The organism is Bacteroides caecimuris, from assembly GCF_001688725.2.
In the GTDB taxonomy this organism is placed as follows: Bacteria; Bacteroidota; Bacteroidia; order Bacteroidales; family Bacteroidaceae; genus Bacteroides; species Bacteroides caecimuris.
Genome location: NZ_CP015401.2, coordinates 1,744,854 through 1,764,058, shown reverse-complemented (window position 1 = coordinate 1,764,058; position 19,205 = coordinate 1,744,854). Strand labels below are relative to the sequence as shown.

Below are 19,205 nucleotides of genomic sequence, written 5' to 3'. Positions count from 1 at the left end.
ATCTTTCCTTATAAAAATACTGTTTTAAAGCAGATTTTCCTTTCTTTTTATTGGTTTATACAGGATATATACACCATATTGTTATCTATGGATGTCAAGTATGGGATAAAAGTCGAGATTGAAACAGAACCGGAATTATTGATGATAAAATAAAAGATTGATGCAATATAAATGAATATTTATAAACTATAACAGTGAATTCAGCTTAGATTAACAGGAAAATGTGGTCAGTCCGAAAAGAACTTTACTTCGCTTCCTCGATAATGGTCTTCATTCCTTTTATTTTCTCTCCTTGGATCAGATTCAGGAGTTGCTTCACCTTAGCCCGGCGAACGGCAACGAAAGCATAATGTTCTTTGACATCAATTGCTCCGACATCTTCGCGAGCCAGATTTCCTTTTTTATATAAGAATCCGGCAATATCCATCCGACTAAGTTTCTCCTTCTTTCCTTTACCTATATATATAGTAGCCCAAAGCGATTTCGGAGGACGGGAAGGATTTTCGGGCAATGCCACTGTTTCCATCTCTTCCGGGATATAAGAAGGAAGTTTCTCTTCGGCATGAAGAATCAAATAGGATGTTCCGGTTGCATCCCAGCGTGCTGTTCGTCCGTTGCGGTGCGTAAAGGCTTCCTCATTGACCGGCAAATGATAATGGATGATATGTCCGACTTCTGGAATATCTAGTCCGCGGGCAGCCAGATCGGTAGAAATCAAGACATGACAACTGCCGTTACGGAATTTGTAGAGCGCACGTTCGCGATCCGGCTGTTCCATACCACCATGGAAACGTTCTGCAAACAATTTCTTATCCGCCAATAACTGATGTACACGGTCCACTGCATCCCGATGATTGCAAAACACGATGCTTGAACTGCTTCCCAATGTACAAAGCAGGTTATATAAAGTATCAATCTTATCTTTGGAAGGCGAAAGCACCTTCATTAATGTCAAGCGGGACTCCTGTTCTTCAGAAGCGTCCGGAAGGAAGTTCAACTTAACCGTGCGGTTCAATCCTGCAAATTCGGGAATCTCTTCGGCATCGGTAGCTGAAAGCAGCATACGTTTTTTTAATCCCGGAAGCTGGGTGATGATCTCTGCCATTTCATCGTGGAAACCAAACTCCAACGATTTGTCGAACTCGTCGATAATTAAAGTTTCAATGGTTTCAGGGTTGAAATTGCCTTTAGACAGATGATCGGTGATACGTCCCGGAGTACCGATGATGATAGCAGGACGATTGCCTAATATGCTTTTCTTTTCTTCAGCGATGGGATGCCCACCGTAGCAACAGCAGGTTTTCCAGAAAGTCCCCATTGCTTTGAACACAGAATCTATTTGCAGGGCAAGCTCACGCGAGGGAACCAGAATCAAAACCTGCACGCTGTCGTCGTTCGGTTTTAGAGCAAGGAGTAAAGGTAACAGATAGGCCAATGTCTTGCCCGATCCTGTCGGTGACAACAGAATAACGTCTTTTCTTCCGGTAGCTTGTTCAAGTGATGCTTCTTGCATCGGATTCAGCTCTTTGATCTTCAAATGGCGGAGAGCCGACTGTATAATTTCATTTTTCTCTAACATGGGGGCAAAGATACAAAAAGGAAAGAGTACGGAGATAAAAATACAATCAAACTTTAGCTATGCCGGGCAATATATAATAACCTTCTTTAAAACAGGCATAGAAGAGATACAAACTATGCCGGAAAGACATTATGAAATAATAGTAAAAAGAAGCGGGAAATCGAAGAAGCATTGCTGCTTTTCAGATTTCCCGCTCTGTGTTTATGTAACCTTTCCAGCCTGTTTTCCGACCGGTTTGGTTTCTCCTTTTCTGCGAATTATCCTCCGAAGTTGTCGAACATCAGGTTCTGTGCCGGAACGCCAAGATCGTCGAGCATCTTCTCAACAGCTTTCGACATCGGACCAGGACCACACATGTAGTATTCGATATCTTCAGGAGCTTCGTGGTTCTTCAGGTAAGTTTCGTAAATTACGTTGTGAACGAATCCCGGAGTATACTTCACGCCTGCGGCATCAGCAGCAGGGTCCGGACGGTCGAGAGCCAGATGGAATGAGAAGTTCGGGAAGTCCTTTTCGATTTGCAGGAAATCTTCCAGATAGAACACTTCATTCAGCGCACGGGCACCATAGAAGTAAGACATCTTACGGTCAGTAGTATGCAATGTCTTGGTCAAGTGCATGATTTGTGCACGCAACGGAGCCATACCGGCACCACCACCAATCCACATCATTTCCTTCTTAGAATCGAAGATCGGATGAAAGTCTCCGTAAGGTCCACTCATGATAACTTTGTCGCCCGGTTTCAGGGTAAAGATATAAGAAGAAGCGATACCCGGCATCACATCCATAAATCCAGGACCTTGATCTTTCGGTTTGAACGGCGGAGTAGCGATACGTACAGTCAACATGATACGGTCACCTTCGGCAGGATAGTTGGCCATAGAGTAAGCACGGATTGTTTCCTCTTCGTTCTTACACTTCAGACCCAGCAAACCGAATTTCTCCCATGCAGGCAGGTATTCGTCGCCAATCAAGCTCTTGTCAATGTCCTTGTCATAGTCCATTGAGAATTTAGGAATCTTGATCTGTGCGTAAGAACCCGGGATAAAGTCCATGTGTTCGCCTTTAGGCAGAGCAACGATGAACTCTTTGATAAATGTAGCCACGTTCTTGTTGGAGATCACTTCACACTCCCACTCTTTCACACCCAGTACAGATTCGTCAATCTTGATTGACATGTCGCCTTTCACTTTCACCTGACAGCCCAGACGCCAATGGTCTTGCTGCTGTTTGCGGCTGAAGTGAGGAACCTCAGAAGGCAGGATTTCGCCGCCTCCTTCGAGTACTTGGCATTTGCATTGTCCGCAAGATCCCTTACCACCACAAGCAGATGACAGGAATATCCCGTTTACAGACAGCGTATTCAACAAAGTAGAACCGGAAGCCACTTCCACTTCCTTTTCGCCGTTGATTGTCAGTTTTACGTTTCCTGAGGGTACCAGGAAGTTCTTGGCAACCAACAAGATTACAACAAGCAACAGAATAACCACAAGGAATACCCCAATGCTCGCTAATATTAAATTCATATCCATTGTCTTATTCCTTTCTTTTTAGATGTTCAAACCAGAGAAACACATAAACGCGATTGCCATCAGACCTACTGTGATAAATGTGATACCCAAGCCCTTCAACGGAGCAGGTACGTCAGAGTAAGCCATTTTCTCGCGGATAGCAGCCAGACCTACGATAGCCAGCAGCCAACCGATACCAGAGCCCAATGCATAAGCGAGGGCATCCCAGATATCACCAATGTATTTCGGATCACTCGGACCCAGATTGATACGTTGTTGCATAAACAGAGAAGCACCCATGATGGCACAGTTAACGGCAATCAACGGCAGGAAGATACCCAGCGAAGCGTACAATGACGGAGTGAAACGTTCTACGATCATCTCCACCAGCTGCACAATACCGGCGATAACGGCAATGAAAAGAATAAAGCTCAAGAAGCTAAGGTCGACACCTTCAATAATAGCATTGGCAGCCAGCACCTTAGTTTGCAACAGGTAGTTGACCGGAAGCGTCACCAGCAACACGAAAGTTACGGCGATACCCAGTCCTACGGCAGTCTTCACATTCTTCGAAACAGCCAGGTATGAGCACATACCCAGGAAGAATGCGAATATCATGTTGTCCACAAAGATAGAGCGGACGAATAAACTTAATAAATGTTCCATAATTCTTTTTGATTTATGATTTATGATTTATAATTTATGATTCAGCAGACTTATCATGCGACTATGACTATAAAGCTAGACATAAATCATAATTCAGAAATCAGAAATAATTAATTACTTTGTTCTTGCAATTCTTTATGACGTGCGCGTTGATACCAGATAATACATGCTACGATAATCAATGCCATCGGCGGCATCAACATCAAGCCGTTGTTTACGTATCCGATATTTTGAATCGGTTCATAATTCAGGATATTGAAACCAAGCAATGTTCCCGATCCAAACAGTTCGCGGAAGAAAGCAACGATAATCAAGATCTTGGCATAGCCCAAACCATTACCTACACCATCCAGGAAAGACTCCCAAGGACCGTTCTGCATGGCAAATGCTTCCAGACGTCCCATCAAGATACAGTTGGTGATGATCAGACCTACGTATACAGAGAGTTGTACGCTTACGTCGTAAGCACACGCTTTCAGAACTTCACTTACGATGGTTACCAAGGCAGCTACCACAACCAACTGGACGATGATGCGGATGCGGTTAGGAATGGTCTTGCGCAACAGTGAGATAACAACGTTGGCAAATGCAGTAATCACCGTCACTGAAAGTCCCATCACGATGGCAGGCTCCAGCTTTGCGGTAACAGCAAGTGCAGAACAGATACCGAGCACCTGTACGGTTACCGGATTATCAATTCCCAGCGGAGCAGAGAATACTTCTTTATTTTTCTTTGAAAACAGTTGTCCCATATTCTATATTTCTCCTCCTTATTATTTAGTTAAAAAACTCAAGTAACTATTCAGGCAAGCCTTCAACATAGCATCTACACCTACTGAAGTAATTGTACCACCGGAGATACCATCCACTTGGTAGTCAGGTTTCTCTACTTTGCCATTTTTTACGACTCCCAATGTGATAGCTCCATTTTCCAAGGTTTTCTTACCTACAAATGCATTTTGGAATCGGTCGGTTGCGATTTCAGCACCCAGACCCGGAGTTTCGCTAGCGTGTGAGAAGTAAGTGCCGTAAACAGTATCTTTATCTTCGTTCAGTGCAACATAGCCCCAGATAGCGCCCCAAAGACCGGCACCGTATACAGGAACTACGTATTTAGTCTGACCGTCCACTTCGCATACAAACACGTGCAGACGTTGTTGCTCTTTTGCTTCTTTCTCGTAGTTGGTAGCAAATTCACCTGTGTTTTCGGTCAGCGTGCCATCTACGTTCATCAGCATATCCCCTTTCACATATTTCTGATATTCAGCATCTGCGTCTTTCACATCCTTGATGTTCAATGCAGCGAGGATTTGTTTCTTAGTGTCCAGCTGCACATTCTTCTCTTGCGTAGATTTCAGTGAAGAACTAACGAATGCCAGCAGGAATGCTACGATAATAACCATTACCGAAGCATAAATGATAGTATAACTATTACTATTCGTATTCATTTTCTCTCGGTATTATTGGTTAGACTTGATAGTGCGTTTCTCGCGACGGCTGATGTTGCTCTGTACTACACAGTAGTCGATCAGCGGAGCAAAGATGTTCATCAGCAGGATGGCAAGCATCATACCTTCCGGATAACCCGGATTCAGTACGCGGATAACGATAGCCATCACACCGATCAGGAATCCGAAGATATATTTACCTCTTTCTGTACGTGCGGAAGTCACAGGGTCAGTAGCCATAAATACGGCACCGAAGCAGAAACCGCCGAGAACGAGGTGTTCGTACCAAGGCATTTGAGCCATTGTGTTGTTTTCCATGCCGATTGCGTTGAATACCCATGCCATGAATGCGCCACCTACAAATACGGAAATCATTGTTTTCCAGCTTGCAACGCCTGTCCAAAGCAGGATTACGGCACCTATCAGGATAGCGATTACGCTGGTTTCACCGATAGAACCCGGAATCAGACCTGTTATCATATCCATGTTGAACGCAGGAACACTGCCTGTTGTAGCAGCCTGTCCCAATGGAGTGGCAACGGTCAGTCCGTCTACGCTTTGTCCTAAACCGAAGATGCTGTCGCCTGACACCCAAACGGCGTCACCGGACATCTTGGTCGGATATGCGAAGAACAGGAATGCACGGGTGATCAACGCAACGTTGAACACATTCATACCTGTACCACCGAATACTTCTTTGGCAAAGATAACAGAGAATGCAGTAGCTACGGCAAGAATCCACAGCGGACAGTCTACCGGAACGATCATCGGGATCAGGATACCGGAAACGAGGAATCCTTCCTGTATTTCTTCTTTCTTCCATTGAGCTACAACGAACTCGATGCCGAGACCTACCACGTATGATACGATTATTTTAGGCAATACTGCCAGGAATCCGTAGATAAACATTTCGATGAAGCTGCCTGTAGCACCAGTGTGAGTGAAATGCTGGTAACCTACGTTGTACATACCGAACAGCAAAGCCGGTATTAACGAAATAACCACAATCGACATGATGCGTTTGCTGTCGATTGCGTCGTGTATGTGCGTTCCCGTTTTCGCAGTCTGGCTGGGCACGAACAGGAATGTTTCGAAGCCGTCGAACACCGACTGGAATGCGTGGAATTTGCCGCCCTCTTCAAAGTTCGGCTTTATCTTATCGAGATAATTTCTTAACGCTTTCATTTATTTAATTGAAAATTGAAAGTTGAGAGTTGGAAACTGGCAGTACCGGGGTTTATGCTGTATTTGCATGCAGTGTATTACTAAAAGCTGTACTGGTATGCTATACACGACCTAAGAGTTGCATTTACATACTGTGTATACATTACCTAAAAGCTGCATTTACAAAGTGCTGTCCCCCACAGAGAGCCGTTTCGCAAGATTTCAACTATCGCTTATTTTAATTTTTATTATTTAATCTCTTATACGATTACGCCATTTCTGCACGGAGCATATCGAGCCCGACACGAACGATGCGTTGCAGTTCCATCTTTGAAGAGCATACGAACTCGCAAAGGGCGAAATCTTCGGGGGCTACTTCGTAGATGCCAAGTGCTTCCATACGGTCGATGTCACCGGCAATGATTGCTTTAATCAGATATTCGGGCAGTATGTCCATCGGGAATACCTTATCGTATTCGCCCGACATAATCATGTGGCGTTCGCCACCTTTGATGCGGGCATCCAGCGTATATTCCTTCTTACCCATCAACCAGCTGAAATACGAACGGTTGGCACTGAACTGGTTGAAGCGCGGCATGATCCATCCAAGCATTTCGTGAATGTTGTCACCTTCGGGGATAACCGTCAGTTGGCTATGGAATGCGCCTAAATATCCGTTCGGAGATACTTGTTTTCCTGTCAGCACGTTACCGCTTATATAGCGTAAGTCTTTGTCTTTTGTTACATTGCCGGCAAAGACGTTGGTGAGCAATGCGCCTACCTGTAATTTGCAGTATGCAGGCTTCAACACTTCGGAACCTGTCACGGCTACTGTGCGGGTGAAATCTACATGGCCTGTATTGAAAAGGCGGCCGATGAAGATGACGGCTTGCGGATCAATAGTCCACACCGTTTCGCCCTTAGATACAGGATCAAGATGGTTGATCTGAACGCCTACATTACCAGCAGGGTTCGGTCCGTCGAATGCGGTGATTGTAACGTTCTGAGCCTGTGTCAGTGCGGCAGCGTTCTGTTTCACACTGATGCTCAGGTAAGTTTTTGCCAGTTTGGCAAGAGCATCGAGTCCTGTCTGGAAGTTTGCTTCCTCACCTTTGAGGGCGAACTCGAAGTCCGGAGCCAACGGGTTGGTGTCGAATGCGGAGATGAAGATTCCTTTCGGGGTTACCGTAGGATCGGCAATGATGTCATAAGGACGCTGTTTGATAAACGCGAAAAGTCCGGCTTCTAACAAAGCGGATTTCACAGCTTCAGCATCCATCGAAGCAACATTCTTTTTCCCAAAATCTTCATAGTCCTGCTCGGCAGCAGCTTCTACTACGATGTTCAATACCTTACGACGAGCACCACGTTCTACACTCGTCACCACGCCGCTCACCGGCGAAACAAATTTCACTTCAGGATGATACTTGTCGATAAACAAGGGTCCACCAGCCATTACATATTCCTGCTCTTTCACAACTACCTTAGGCGTCACTCCAGGAAAGTCGTCGGGTACAAGTGCGTAGAATCCCGGCGCTTTTACTGTTGCGTACGTTTCAGCAGCTTTCCCTTTCAGGTTTATGTCAAGGCCTTTACGTAACTTTATTACATTTGCCATGCTATATAAAATAATGGTTTCATAAATTTTCCGCAAAAGTAATAAATAAGATTGGGATTCGGGAGGAAAAAAGAAAGGAATTACGGAAATAAATCCGTAATTGCGTTCGTGCTCGTACACGTGAGTCATCTTTCTTTTGTCTTGAAACAAAAGAAAGAAGCAAAGAAAAATTCAAGGCTGACTTTTTTCTCCTACTCGCTTCCTTCACTTCGCTAAAGGGCAGAAACTCGCTACGCTCAAACAGTCTGCCCTTCTTAACGCTACGTTACGGGCACTCGCTTAACGGAGAAAAAAGTAGGCCAGTGTTCGCTGCGGGTTCGCTACATAAGGAAGCTGTCGGTGAGTTCGCTGTAGGAAGCTGGCAGCTGGTTCGTTGCAAAGGAAACTGGCAGTTAGTTCGCTGTGGGAAGCTAGCAACTGGTTCGCAGTAGAAAGTCCGGTGCTGTGGCCCCATGCCGAATGGTTTCCCCGGCCTCGTTTTTCCGGCGTCAAGCGCAGGTGTTTCCTTCGGCGTTAAGAAGGGCAGACTGTTTGAGCGTAGCGAGTTTCTGCCCTTTAGCCAGGGGAAGCACCGGAGTAGACGGAAAAACGCAGCCTTGATTCTTTCTTTTTGGTTCTTTTTCTTTCGTATCAAGACGAAAGAAAAAGAACTCTCTCCCCTCAAAGAACTATTCAGCAAACATAGGATCCCACGCCGGCAACCGGATTGGTTTCTGCTTCAACACCTCCAGCACCTTTTCCGATGAATACTTGGTCTCCACCACCAATCGGAACATATATTCGTTGAACCATTCGTCCGTCATGATGAGATACCCCTGATAGCCGGCGGCTGGTCCCCAACTATTTTCAACCATCCATTTCGTTGGTTTTCCATTCTTGTCGAGGTCGACAGCCATGAGCGTCATGGCGTGGCTGGAGCCGCTGGCAAAGGTTTGGATACGTTGCTTCTTATTCATATTAAAAGACGTCCCCATTAGAGATTCGTAGTCGTAGTTTTTGACATCCAGCAGTCCCCGGTCAGAATTCAGGAATTTGCCCACATCGCAGGAGAAATACATCATTGTGCTGTCTTTGAGAGAGGCGATAGCCATTTCCTTGATATCCTCGATGGGGAGATTGACATACATCCAGTTTTTACCGTCGTAGCGGTGGCGGTCGTAATCTATTTCATAACATTTGTAGTATTCGCGGCTGGGGTCGTTCATAAGCATGACGTAGCTGTCAATCAGATTTTCGTCGCCATATTTCTTCAGGAAAGAAAGCGGGGTGTAAGTTTCGGTAGATACAGGCTCACCTTTGGCATTGTGTTCGGTCCAGGTAAATTCTGTAGGGGGAACACCGAGATTCAACACCAACATGCGGTAGATTACGCTCAACATTTCAGTCTTCGTTTTTTCGATGACAGCGGGTTTGGCGCCTTTGGCGGCGAGCTCACGGAGTTGCAGCCCCTGTTCACGGAGTTTCAGGGCGATCAGGCCTGCCATGCGGGAAGTATTTTCACTGCTGTTTGTTTCGGGCATCACATCTTTGGGGACAAGTCCGTATTTGCTTACGATGTCCGCTACGCCGGTAAATGTGCCCCCGTCACTTAAAGGATTGCGGAAAAGCCACTCCACCATTTTATCGTCCATCGGTTTGCTGCTGGTGTCGATGATACCTTGCAGGAAGAGGTTCGCTTTCTCCAGTTGGTCGAAGAAGAAAGGATAAGTCTGCGAGAATTCGAAGGCGCCGAGGTTATGCTTTGCGATCGCTTTGGCACGCATCACGTTCAGCCCTGTGAAGAGCCAGCACCGGCCGGAAGATTTCTGGTCGGTGATACCTTTAGAGGGCACTTTGATGGAAAAATGCGTATCCATGCCTTTCAGGTTATCCTGGTTGAGAGCCAGTTTGCGGATGTCGTTGTTTCCGATGGCGTTGCGGATAGCCTTGTCAGAGGGAGTGTTTGCATAACTCTGCTTGATTTGTTGCATCATGGAGTCGCTGATGCCGCCTTTCAGTTCTTGCGCTTGTGTAGAACAAGAGAAAGCGCAGAAAACAAAAATGGATAAAATCTGTTTATTCATTATGATATATATAAGTAATTAATAGGCTGACGGATCATGATATACTAATAAATTATGTGTTGGTGTATGGAGATAAATCATGCAACTTTATTTATCAGCATATCGAGAAACATCTTATTCTGCAAAAATACGATTCTTTTTTAGATTTATTATCTAAGAATATCAAAACTAATCGAGATAAAATAGTTTTCTTTGCAGCCGGATTCCTCAGAGAGAAGTTATGAAGAAATATATAATAGGAATATTGATGATGCTTCCATCCATCAATATGATGTCGGCTACGACTGCTGACACCCCATCGGACACCGTCCCTGCCCTTTCCAAGCGCGAGTTGCATCGCCAGCGCGTGGCAAAACGTAATCTGCACTATAACATATTGGGCGGTCCCAGTTATACACCGGATTTTGGTCTGCTAGTGGGCGGTAGCGCATTGTTGACGTTCCGGATGAATCCGAGCGACACCACCCAGCGACGTTCGGTAGTGCCCATGTCCGTTGCCTTGATGTTCAAGGGCGGCTTGAACCTGATGGCGAAGCCGCAGCTCTTCTTTAAAGGCGATCGTTTCCGTATCTTCGGCACCTTCTCATATAAAAATACGATCGAGAACTTTTATGGCATCGGATACTCCACCAATAAAGATTACGAACGTGGAGAAGATACCAGCGAATACCGTTATAGTGGCATTCAAGTAAACCCCTGGTTCTTGTTCCGCCTGGGAGAAAGCGATTTCTTTGCAGGTCCTCAGGTCGATTTAAACTACGATAAAATTACCGAACCGGCTGCCGGGATGGTCAATGAGCCCTCGTACATAGCGGCAGGGGGCACGGAGCACGGGTACAAAAATTTCAGTTCGGGACTTGGTTTCCTGCTGACGTATGACACACGCGATATCCCCGCCAATGCTTACCGCGGAACGTACCTCGACTTCCGGGGAATGATGTACCATAAAACGTTCGGCAGTGATAATAACTTTTATCGTTTAGAGATAGACTACCGCCAATACAAAACAGTGGGGCGTCGCAAAGTGATAGCTTGGACCGTGCAGAGCAAAAACGCATTCGGGAATGTTCCGCTGACAAAATACGTGCTTAGCGGAACCCCTTTCGATCTTCGCGGTTACTACATGGGGCAGTTTCGCGACAAGTCATCGCATGTAATGATGGCCGAATACCGTCAGATGATCAATACAGACAAAAGCACATGGGTGAGGAAAATGTTGAGCCATATAGGATATGTGGCATGGGGAGGCTGCGGATTCATGGGCCCCACTCCAGGCAAGATAGAAGGTGTGCTTCCAAACCTCGGAGTAGGGCTACGCATTGAAGTCCAGCCTCGTATGAATGTACGCCTTGATATCGGCAGAGACATGGTGAACAAACAGAATTTATTCTATTTCAATATGACAGAGGCTTTCTGATCAGCCATCCACTCCGCTCAACCGTCCCACTCTGCCTTCACATCGAAACACGGACAAGCCTTGATCCATTCTTCCGGCTCAATCTCCCCGTTTGCGTTCAGGTCGGGACTTAAATCCCGATGTCCGCAAATACGACAGCCCGGATAATCACGGAGTAGCGTCAGTATGAGTACGTGCATGGAATGAATCTGCCACTCAGTGCGGGTATCGGCAGGGCGCCCCTGACAGTCAAGTCCCCCTTCATAGCAGATACCTATCGAGTGAGCGTTGTGACCCTTTGCGTGCGCACCGATCTTCTCAATCTCACGGGTAGTCTTTATGGCTCCATTTTTACGGATATAAAAATGATAGCCCGCCCCGTTGAACCCTCGTCGGCGATGACAGACTTCCAAATCATCTTCCGTGAAATCCCTGTCCGCCCTTGTGGCGGAACAGTGGATCACAATCAGGTTAATCTTCCTCATCAACCTTTCCTTTCATTCTTTTGGCTTTTCTCTTTCTGCGAAAGAAAAACAGCAGTTCCAATACGACTTCTAAGATTTTGTCAATCATTGTTTTACAGTTTATTGATTATTATTTAATGTAAGTTCGAAGGACGGCGTGGTAGGAATACATATTATTCTGTAATATATTAAGTTTACACTTTTACCTACCACCTCCCCCTACGGGGACTCACCCCCTCCGACTCCCCCGTTATCGGGGGAGAGCAACCCAGCTACCGCAAAGATGTGTTCACTGCGAAAAGACATTCACTGCAAAAGCATTATTGCAAGAGTATCACTGCAAAAGTACATTTCATCATCGGTAATAGCTTCACCGGAACGGCGAACGATTAAGCCGCCGGGTCAGGTGCCTCTCCACCGCTGGAGTTGCCCTCTCCCTTGTTATCATCACCCGAATCTTCGCCACTGTCTTCACCAGAAGCAGCCTTCTTTTCGGAAAGCAATTCGAACATCATATTATTCTCACCTCCACGAGTGGTTGCCGTGCTATCGTTAGCCAGGCGCAAGGAATTGTCCACTTTGAAACGGAGGTTGACACGAGTGATATTCTTCACAGTGCAATCTTTTTCCATTTCCACACCGGGACAGGTCAGCGTAGTATAAAAGATACCCAGCCCATCCACTTTCACCTTATTCCCCGCCACCAGCACTTTTTTCATCGCACGGACAAAAGACTTCATAACGTGCGTCACGTCTTCCACCGAGAGCGATCCGATCGTCTCTATTTCACGTGCCAACGACTCAATGGAATAGATTTTCGCCTCTCCGGACTTGAGTTTGAGAGCAAATACCATCGGCGAGTTTTCATCACCGATTCGTTTTCTGCGCTTATAGCGCACTACTGTAACTGTTGTCATATACTTAAATTTGTTTCTACGAAAAGGAGGACGTTCTCCCTTTCTGTTGGTGAAACAAAGATACGGCAGCACGTTAGTGAGTTGCCGGATTACACCGGATTACGCCGGATTATGTCGGGTTATGCCGTGATAAAACGGATTAGAATAAGATAAGTAGCCTATTACCCTATTATTCTATGTTAATACGCATAAATACAACTCTTCAACCCTTGCTTATTCCAGTAAAAATGTGTAACTTTACGTCTATTACATCAACTCATAAATACTCTCATAAATGGAAACTAACAACAAGATTACCTCCGAACAGAAAGAAGAAAAAACATTCCAATACCGCAGTTACGGGAAAGGCGAACTTGCCATGCTATACCTCCCCGACATACAGCAGCAAAGCGCAGTGGACCAATTCAATAAATGGATAGAGGCTGCCCCCGGATTGAAAGAACGACTCATTGCCACGGGCATGAATCCCCGAAGCAGACGCTACACACCTGCACAAGTGAGACTAATCATTGAAGTTCTCCAAGAGCCTTAATCAAATAATAAGTATGTTTAACTGAAGCTATGCAGAACACTTGCGAAATTTGAATACCTAATACCTGACACTTAATACTTAAAAAACCTCCTTTTCAGGCAGCCAGCAAGTGCCATCATAAACAGTGCCGCTCACCCGTTTGTCTATGGGGACGGACGGGTCGTGCGATTCCTCGCAAGGCAGGTAGCGTCCGTTTACGGGATCATAGACAAAGGCCGCCACTCCCCCCGCTCCGAGATGTTTAAACTTCACTTTATCGACATATACGCGGGTGACGCCGACCTCCTTATCGCGTTCCACAACGATTCCATAATCAGCTTTGTTGTAAAAGTCGGCAGAGCCGTTGATGTCATACATCCCCACACGCGGCGTGGCACCCGTCACTGGGTTACGGTTCATTTTGCGCGGGTGTGCCACGACTATCAGCAGGCAATTATACTGCATGGCAAACTCCGTAAACTTATTCAACAAATTAGATATATATTGCGTTTCCGTCTGTCCCGGCAACGGGTTATGGTCGAAGCGGTTGAGAGGGTCGAACACAAGAATGCGGCACCCTCGACGGACCACCAGTTCGCGAGCCTTGGCAAGCACACGGTCGGGAGCCACATTGCCTTTGAGAGAAATATGAGAGATGTTTTCAGCCAAAAACTCCTCCGAACGTGCGAGAAGTCCCTCCGTCATGCCGCAAGCATTTTGGAAACGGCGACCGGTCAGTTTCTCAACCAGCTTCCGGTAATGATAGACAATAGGATGATTCTCCGGACTGAAGAACCCTATCTTCCATTGGTGGCGCAGGCAGAGGCGCAACACCAGTTCGTCTACCCACTCAGATTTCCCGGAACCGGGGATTCCGGTGACGTAGACATTACGCCCCCGTTCGTAAGTGCAGATTTTATCCATCGCCTCCCAGCCCGTTTCGGCACCGGAACCGAAGCCGTTGTCGAAAAGAGCACGCAATTCGCCATGCAGGTCGGTTGCGGTGAAAATACCTTCAAGAGGGACTTCCGCTGCCTGTTCGATGGCGATACGGAGACTTTGAATCCCGTATTTGACGAGATGCTCGTTGGCGTCTTTACACTCCGGTCCGTAAGTCACCACTTTGCAGCGTTCGGCTCCCAGGCGGTTGATGAGTTCGTCACGCAGTCGGAGCCCTGCCGAATCGGTATCTACAGCGATGATAATCTCCTTCAAGTCCTCGAAATGGGTTTCCATGAAACGGTCGAGCCAGGAAAGGTTCGAATTGGCTCCGGCAGGAACGGAAATGACGCTTTTGAATCCGGCAGCGATGGAAGATGCGGCATCCAGCTCGCCTTCGTGGATGATGCAGGAGGTCTGACCGAGCACGGAGTCGATGTTGTAAGGGATTAGTTCGGCTCCCTGCACCATTTTGAAATGCTTTGCGCCACTGCGGAATTTGGTGTTTATCAGCTGATCCCCCTCAAAATAGTTGAAGCAGACGCAACGTTCTTTTTTAGCGGATTGGGGCATGAACTCCTCCTGTTCGGTGATGCGCAATCCGGCTATGACGGATTGCGGAATACAACGTGTCTCTACCAGCCAACGCTCCGCAGCTTCGGAAAGCGTGGTCTTTGCAGCATCAAATACGGGGCGTTGAAAGTGCTGCGGAGCGACTGCCGCACGGCGTTGACGGGCAGCCTGGCGTTCGGCTTTTTCACGCTCTTCGTTGTCGTCGGGGACATAGAAATCGGCTCCACAGTGGTAACAGTGGCAATGTCCGGTGTCGATGTTGACACGCAACGAACGATCACGCTTGTTACGCCGGGTGGGAAGACATTTTTTACAAATGGTTTTGAGAACACCACTCGATTTTCCACGAATATCGACATCGTAATTAGAAAAATTCCTCATAATTTATTTTCTTTTTTAGTTTGGTTGAAATGTTCGGCCGAAAAGAGGCTGTTTAAAAACTCGTAACTGATGGGGAGCGCAGGCAAGACAGCGGCACGGTGCAGGCAAGGCGTGGGCACAATGCGAGCGAGACATCGGCACAGCACAGGCAAGGCGTGGGCACAATGCGAGCAAGGCATCGGCACAGCACAGGCAAGGCGTGGGCGCGTCCGAAGCAACGAACCGTCTCTCAACTCCCCCACTTCTTTTTCACCTCGTCCCACACAGCAGATGAGTTCGGCCGTGGCGGTGCATCATCCGGGATTTCATGTCCCAGATACATCCGTTTACCGTCGACAAGCTGCTCATAGCGATAAGCATACCGCCCGTTTCGTTTATTCTGCTGTGACATTTCGTATTCCAATGCCACACGGATCTTCTTGTTCGTCACCGAGCCATTGGCTACAAAATTCGAGAAATACGATTTCACCTCGCCCAAGTTCATCATCCTGTCCTGCTTTCCTTGCAGGCAAATCTGATTTTTGAAAAGCTGGACAATGTACTTTTCATTGCTGATGAACAGCTTCCCCAGCCCCGAGTGCATTCCTGCCTGATTCATGTAATCCTCGCTCGCCGCCATCTCGTCCACCAGCGATTCCCACTTCTGATAAGGGCAGACCGGCTGTTGCCCCTCTATCGCACCCATATCGACGACGGATAATATCTTTTCTTTTCTATTCTGTTCTGTTTCACGCGCGTGTATAGCCACATTTACATTGTCAATCAGCGTGTTATCTTCCTCTTTAACACTTTGTTTAACACTTTGGTAAGCCGCGCCCAGCAAATACTTAGCCATTCTCCGCTTCATCCCCGGCGAATAAAAACGGTCTCCTTCAATCACAAAAAGCCCGAAATCTTTTACGATATGCACCAAATATGCCTGGCGGACCCTGGACCGGATAGCCAACGAACGGAGCACGCTGAAAGAGGAACAAAGATCGTCTTGCTTTCGCAATGCCTCGATCAGTATCCAATAGGCACCATATCCTTTCAATCCTTCCCGTTCGATGAGCAGCAATATTTTTTCATCATCTGCGGCTGTAGCATCGTGCTTAAAAAAATTATCATTCTTCATTTTTATATAATTAAATTAATATTTCAACAAAATTTCATGCTTTTTTGGCGAGTTAACTTGGTGAGTGCAAAGGTCTTTTAAATATTCGACATATACTTATCTTTATATGAATAGCTAAATATGAAATTTTTAGAAGACCTTTGCGCTCAGTAACATAACTAATAAAAAAAGAATGAACAAATCGAAAAAAAGTCTCAACGAAGACGAACTTATGCAGGAAAAATTAAAAAGATGTCTTTATATCAGCATCGGACGCCTGTTGATTTTTATACGCACGATCTCACCTTTGACTCTCGAGAAGTTGCAAGAAATATCGTCCGTCAATTCCGGCATGATATGGAGGATGGAGCAAATACGCAATTATTCCATCCTTTCATACGCACAGGCTATCCATTATTATCTGAAGTCAGTAAAATGCATCATCAATATTCACAACATTTTCTACCAAGTTGCAAAGGCGTTGCTGAACGGGAAATGCATCGTCATGTTCGCCGTAAACTCTGACCAACTGTCCGAGTATGCCTCCAACCAGATACTTCTCCGGCAACAGTCGGATGACGTGGAAGAGCTTGACAGAAGACGCCAGCATAGAGAGGCAACTCTCTTGAAAAACAGGAAGCGAGGCGAAGCAAGGTGGAAGAAAAAAAGCGAGGCAAAGCAGAAGAAGGAAGGCGAAGCAAAGCGACAGAAGAAAAGTGAGGAGAAGCGGCAGAAGAAAGAATCACCCCAAAAGCAAACCAAGCAAAAGAAAACGCAAAAAAGTTAGATGGCATGTGCATCTCTTTGGGTTTCAGACCATGAGAATACCAAGGGGCTATCCGACTTTTTGGACAGCCCCTTTTATCTTGAAACAGAAAACATTATAGATGCTTCAAGCCATTTCCTTCACACTAGTCGGTCATCAACTTTCTGTAACGGACACGTTTCGGTTCTTCATTTCCCAAACGTTTCATTTTGTTTTCTTCGTATTCTGAATAAGAACCTTCGAAGTAGAACACGTTAGAGTCTCCTTCAAAAGCCAGGATGTGTGTACAGATACGGTCGAGGAACCAGCGGTCGTGCGAGATGACTACCGCACAGCCGGCGAAATCTTCCAAACCTTCTTCCAAAGCACGCAGTGTGTTTACGTCGATATCATTGGTAGGCTCATCGAGCAGCAGCACATTGCCTTCTTCTTTCAAAGCCATTGCCAAATGCAGACGGTTTCTTTCACCACCGGACAATACGCCGCAGAGTTTTTCCTGATCGCCTCCGGAGAAGTTGAAACGGGAAAGGTATGCACGCGCATTCACGTCGCGTCCGCCCATGCGGATCAGCTCATTGCCTCCGGAAATCACCTGGTAGACACTCTTATTCGGATCGATATCTCTGTGTTGCTGGTCTACATACGCCACTTTTACAGTCTCTCCTACTTCAAATTCGCCTTTATCTACCGATTCCAATCCCATAATCAGGCGGAACAGGGTTGTTTTTCCTGCACCGTTAGGGCCAATCACACCGACAATGCCATTGGGAGGGAGCATGAAGTTCAGATCGTCGAACAGCAGTTTGTCACCGTATGCCTTAGCCACATGTTTGGCTTCAATGACCTTATTGCCTAGACGGGGACCGTTCGGAATAAAGATTTCGAGTTTCTCTTCTTTCTCCTTCACGTCTTCGTTCAGCAATTTGTCGTACGAGTTAAGACGTGCCTTACCCTTCGCCTGACGGGCTTTCGGGGCCATGCGTACCCATTCCAACTCGCGTTCCAGCGTCTTACGGCGTTTGCTGGCGGTCTTTTCTTCCATTTCCATACGTTTGGTCTTTTGTTCCAGCCAGGAAGAGTAGTTGCCTTTCCAGGGGATGCCTTCGCCACGGTCGAGTTCGAGGATCCATCCGGCAACGTGATCGAGGAAGTAGCGGTCGTGCGTCACAGCAATCACCGTACCTTCATATTGTTGCAGGTGTTGTTCCAGCCAGTCGATAGACTCTGCGTCCAGGTGGTTGGTAGGTTCGTCCAGCAGAAGTATATCCGGTTTTTGTAACAGCAGACGGCAAAGTGCTACACGACGACGTTCGCCTCCGGAGAGGTTTTCTACCGGTTGGTCTTCGGGCGGGCAACGGAGGGCATCCATCGCACGTTCCAGCTTGCTGTCCAGATTCCATGCATCGGTTGCATCAATGATGTCTTGCAGTTCACCCTGGCGGGCAAAGAGGGCGTCCATCTTGTCCTGGTCTTCATAATACTCCGGCAAGCCGAATTTCTGATTGATTTCTTCGTATTCCGCCAGTGCGTCCACAATGGGTTGCACACCTTCCATCACTACTTCTTTTACTGTCTTTGTGTTGTCCAAATAAGGTTCCTGTGCCAGGTAACCCACAGAGTATCCCGGAGAGAACACGACTTCTCCCTGATAGGATTTCTCCAAACCGGCGATGATCTTCAATAACGTTGATTTACCGGAACCGTTCAAACCGATAATTCCGATTTTTGCTCCATAGAAGAAAGAGAGGTAAATGTCTTTCAACACATTCTTATTAGGAGTGAATGCTTTGCTCACTCCCACCATCGAGAAGATAATTTTTTTATCGTCAGCAGCCATATATTAATAATGTATATTGTTGATAATGGCACAAATTTACATATAAACCGCGAGATTTCTACACCGACAGCATAAAAAATGCTTTTCTTCAAAGGAAAGATGAGAAAAATGTCTGAATTGTTTTGGAGTTATAAAAAATTGTTCTACCTTTGCACCCGCATTCGAAAAGAAAGCACATAAGGATTGATTCGCTAGCTCAGCAGGTAGAGCACAACACTTTTAATGTTGGGGTCCTGGGTTCGAGCCCCAGGCGGATCACTCTTAAGAGATTAAGAATCA

General features: G+C 46.4%; 16 protein-coding genes and 1 tRNA gene. 4 read left to right on the top strand and 13 right to left on the bottom strand.

Annotated elements, in window-relative coordinates; all coding sequences use genetic code 11:
- Positions 1-244: 244 nt before the first annotated feature.
- The 8 genes from A4V03_RS07395 to A4V03_RS07360 all read right to left on the bottom strand — a co-directional run bounded on the left by A4V03_RS07395 (position 245) and on the right by A4V03_RS07360 (position 10,049).
- Positions 245-1,579, bottom strand: a complete 1,335-nt coding sequence (locus tag A4V03_RS07395; protein ID WP_065538462.1) for a DEAD/DEAH box helicase — start codon at positions 1,577-1,579, stop codon at positions 245-247.
- 257 nt (positions 1,580-1,836) lie between these two features.
- Entirely contained in the window at positions 1,837-3,111 is a 1,275-nt protein-coding gene (nqrF, locus tag A4V03_RS07390) for an NADH:ubiquinone reductase (Na(+)-transporting) subunit F (protein WP_065538461.1), read from the bottom strand.
- An 18-nt stretch (positions 3,112-3,129) separates the two neighbouring features.
- Positions 3,130-3,756, bottom strand: coding sequence for an NADH:ubiquinone reductase (Na(+)-transporting) subunit E (nqrE, locus tag A4V03_RS07385; protein ID WP_065538460.1), 627 nt, complete (start codon positions 3,754-3,756; stop codon positions 3,130-3,132).
- Between the two features lie 110 nt (positions 3,757-3,866).
- Positions 3,867-4,508, bottom strand: a complete 642-nt coding sequence (locus tag A4V03_RS07380) for an NADH:ubiquinone reductase (Na(+)-transporting) subunit D (protein ID WP_065538459.1) — start codon at positions 4,506-4,508, stop codon at positions 3,867-3,869.
- A gap of 21 nt (positions 4,509-4,529) precedes the next feature.
- Complete coding sequence (locus tag A4V03_RS07375; protein WP_065538458.1) at positions 4,530-5,204, bottom strand: Na(+)-translocating NADH-quinone reductase subunit C; 675 nt, start codon at positions 5,202-5,204, stop codon at positions 4,530-4,532.
- A gap of 12 nt (positions 5,205-5,216) precedes the next feature.
- Complete coding sequence (locus A4V03_RS07370; RefSeq protein WP_065538457.1) at positions 5,217-6,389, bottom strand: NADH:ubiquinone reductase (Na(+)-transporting) subunit B; 1,173 nt, start codon at positions 6,387-6,389, stop codon at positions 5,217-5,219.
- A 247-nt stretch (positions 6,390-6,636) separates the two neighbouring features.
- On the bottom strand, positions 6,637-7,986 hold the full coding sequence (locus tag A4V03_RS07365; RefSeq protein ID WP_065540335.1) for a Na(+)-translocating NADH-quinone reductase subunit A: 1,350 nt from the start codon (positions 7,984-7,986) through the stop codon (positions 6,637-6,639).
- A 668-nt stretch (positions 7,987-8,654) separates the two neighbouring features.
- Positions 8,655-10,049, bottom strand: a complete 1,395-nt coding sequence (locus tag A4V03_RS07360) for a C1 family peptidase (protein ID WP_065538456.1) — start codon at positions 10,047-10,049, stop codon at positions 8,655-8,657.
- Positions 10,050-10,296: 247 nt separating this feature from the next.
- Between A4V03_RS07360 and A4V03_RS07350 the strand changes: the two genes are divergently transcribed.
- The gene (locus A4V03_RS07350) at positions 10,297-11,466 is read left to right on the top strand and encodes a BamA/TamA family outer membrane protein (RefSeq protein WP_071807726.1); all 1,170 of its coding nucleotides are present in this window, start codon (positions 10,297-10,299) and stop codon (positions 11,464-11,466) included.
- A 17-nt stretch (positions 11,467-11,483) separates the two neighbouring features.
- Here A4V03_RS07350 and A4V03_RS07345 read toward each other — a convergent pair whose 3' ends face one another.
- Positions 11,484-11,930 carry an N-acetylmuramoyl-L-alanine amidase gene (locus tag A4V03_RS07345; RefSeq protein ID WP_065540334.1) on the bottom strand — a complete coding sequence of 149 codons (447 nt, stop codon included), beginning with the start codon at positions 11,928-11,930 and terminating at the stop codon, positions 11,484-11,486.
- A 368-nt stretch (positions 11,931-12,298) separates the two neighbouring features.
- On the bottom strand, positions 12,299-12,826 hold the full coding sequence (locus A4V03_RS07340) for an HU family DNA-binding protein (protein WP_065538454.1): 528 nt from the start codon (positions 12,824-12,826) through the stop codon (positions 12,299-12,301).
- A 274-nt stretch (positions 12,827-13,100) separates the two neighbouring features.
- Here A4V03_RS07340 and A4V03_RS07335 point away from each other — a divergent pair, with 274 nt between their 5' ends.
- Positions 13,101-13,358, top strand: a complete 258-nt coding sequence (locus A4V03_RS07335; protein ID WP_065538453.1) for a DUF4248 domain-containing protein — start codon at positions 13,101-13,103, stop codon at positions 13,356-13,358.
- 78 nt (positions 13,359-13,436) lie between these two features.
- On the opposite strand, the gene A4V03_RS07330 is transcribed toward A4V03_RS07335, so the two are convergent.
- Both A4V03_RS07330 and A4V03_RS07325 read right to left on the bottom strand, forming a co-directional pair.
- A complete protein-coding gene (locus A4V03_RS07330) occupies positions 13,437-15,230 on the bottom strand; it encodes a bifunctional DNA primase/helicase (protein ID WP_065538452.1) in 1,794 nt (597 codons plus the stop codon).
- Positions 15,231-15,459: 229 nt separating this feature from the next.
- Positions 15,460-16,344, bottom strand: coding sequence for a DUF7833 domain-containing protein (locus A4V03_RS07325; RefSeq protein WP_065538451.1), 885 nt, complete (start codon positions 16,342-16,344; stop codon positions 15,460-15,462).
- 172 nt (positions 16,345-16,516) lie between these two features.
- Between A4V03_RS07325 and A4V03_RS07320 the strand changes: the two genes are divergently transcribed.
- Positions 16,517-17,110: a hypothetical protein gene (locus tag A4V03_RS07320; RefSeq protein ID WP_065538450.1), complete on the top strand. Its 594-nt coding sequence runs from the start codon at positions 16,517-16,519 to the stop codon at positions 17,108-17,110.
- 124 nt (positions 17,111-17,234) lie between these two features.
- On the opposite strand, the gene ettA is transcribed toward A4V03_RS07320, so the two are convergent.
- On the bottom strand, positions 17,235-18,926 hold the full coding sequence (gene ettA, locus A4V03_RS07315; protein ID WP_071807645.1) for an energy-dependent translational throttle protein EttA: 1,692 nt from the start codon (positions 18,924-18,926) through the stop codon (positions 17,235-17,237).
- Positions 18,927-19,111: 185 nt separating this feature from the next.
- On the opposite strand from ettA, the gene A4V03_RS07310 reads away from it, so the two are divergent.
- Positions 19,112-19,184: transfer RNA gene (locus tag A4V03_RS07310), tRNA-Lys, on the top strand.
- Positions 19,185-19,205 lie beyond the last annotated feature (21 nt).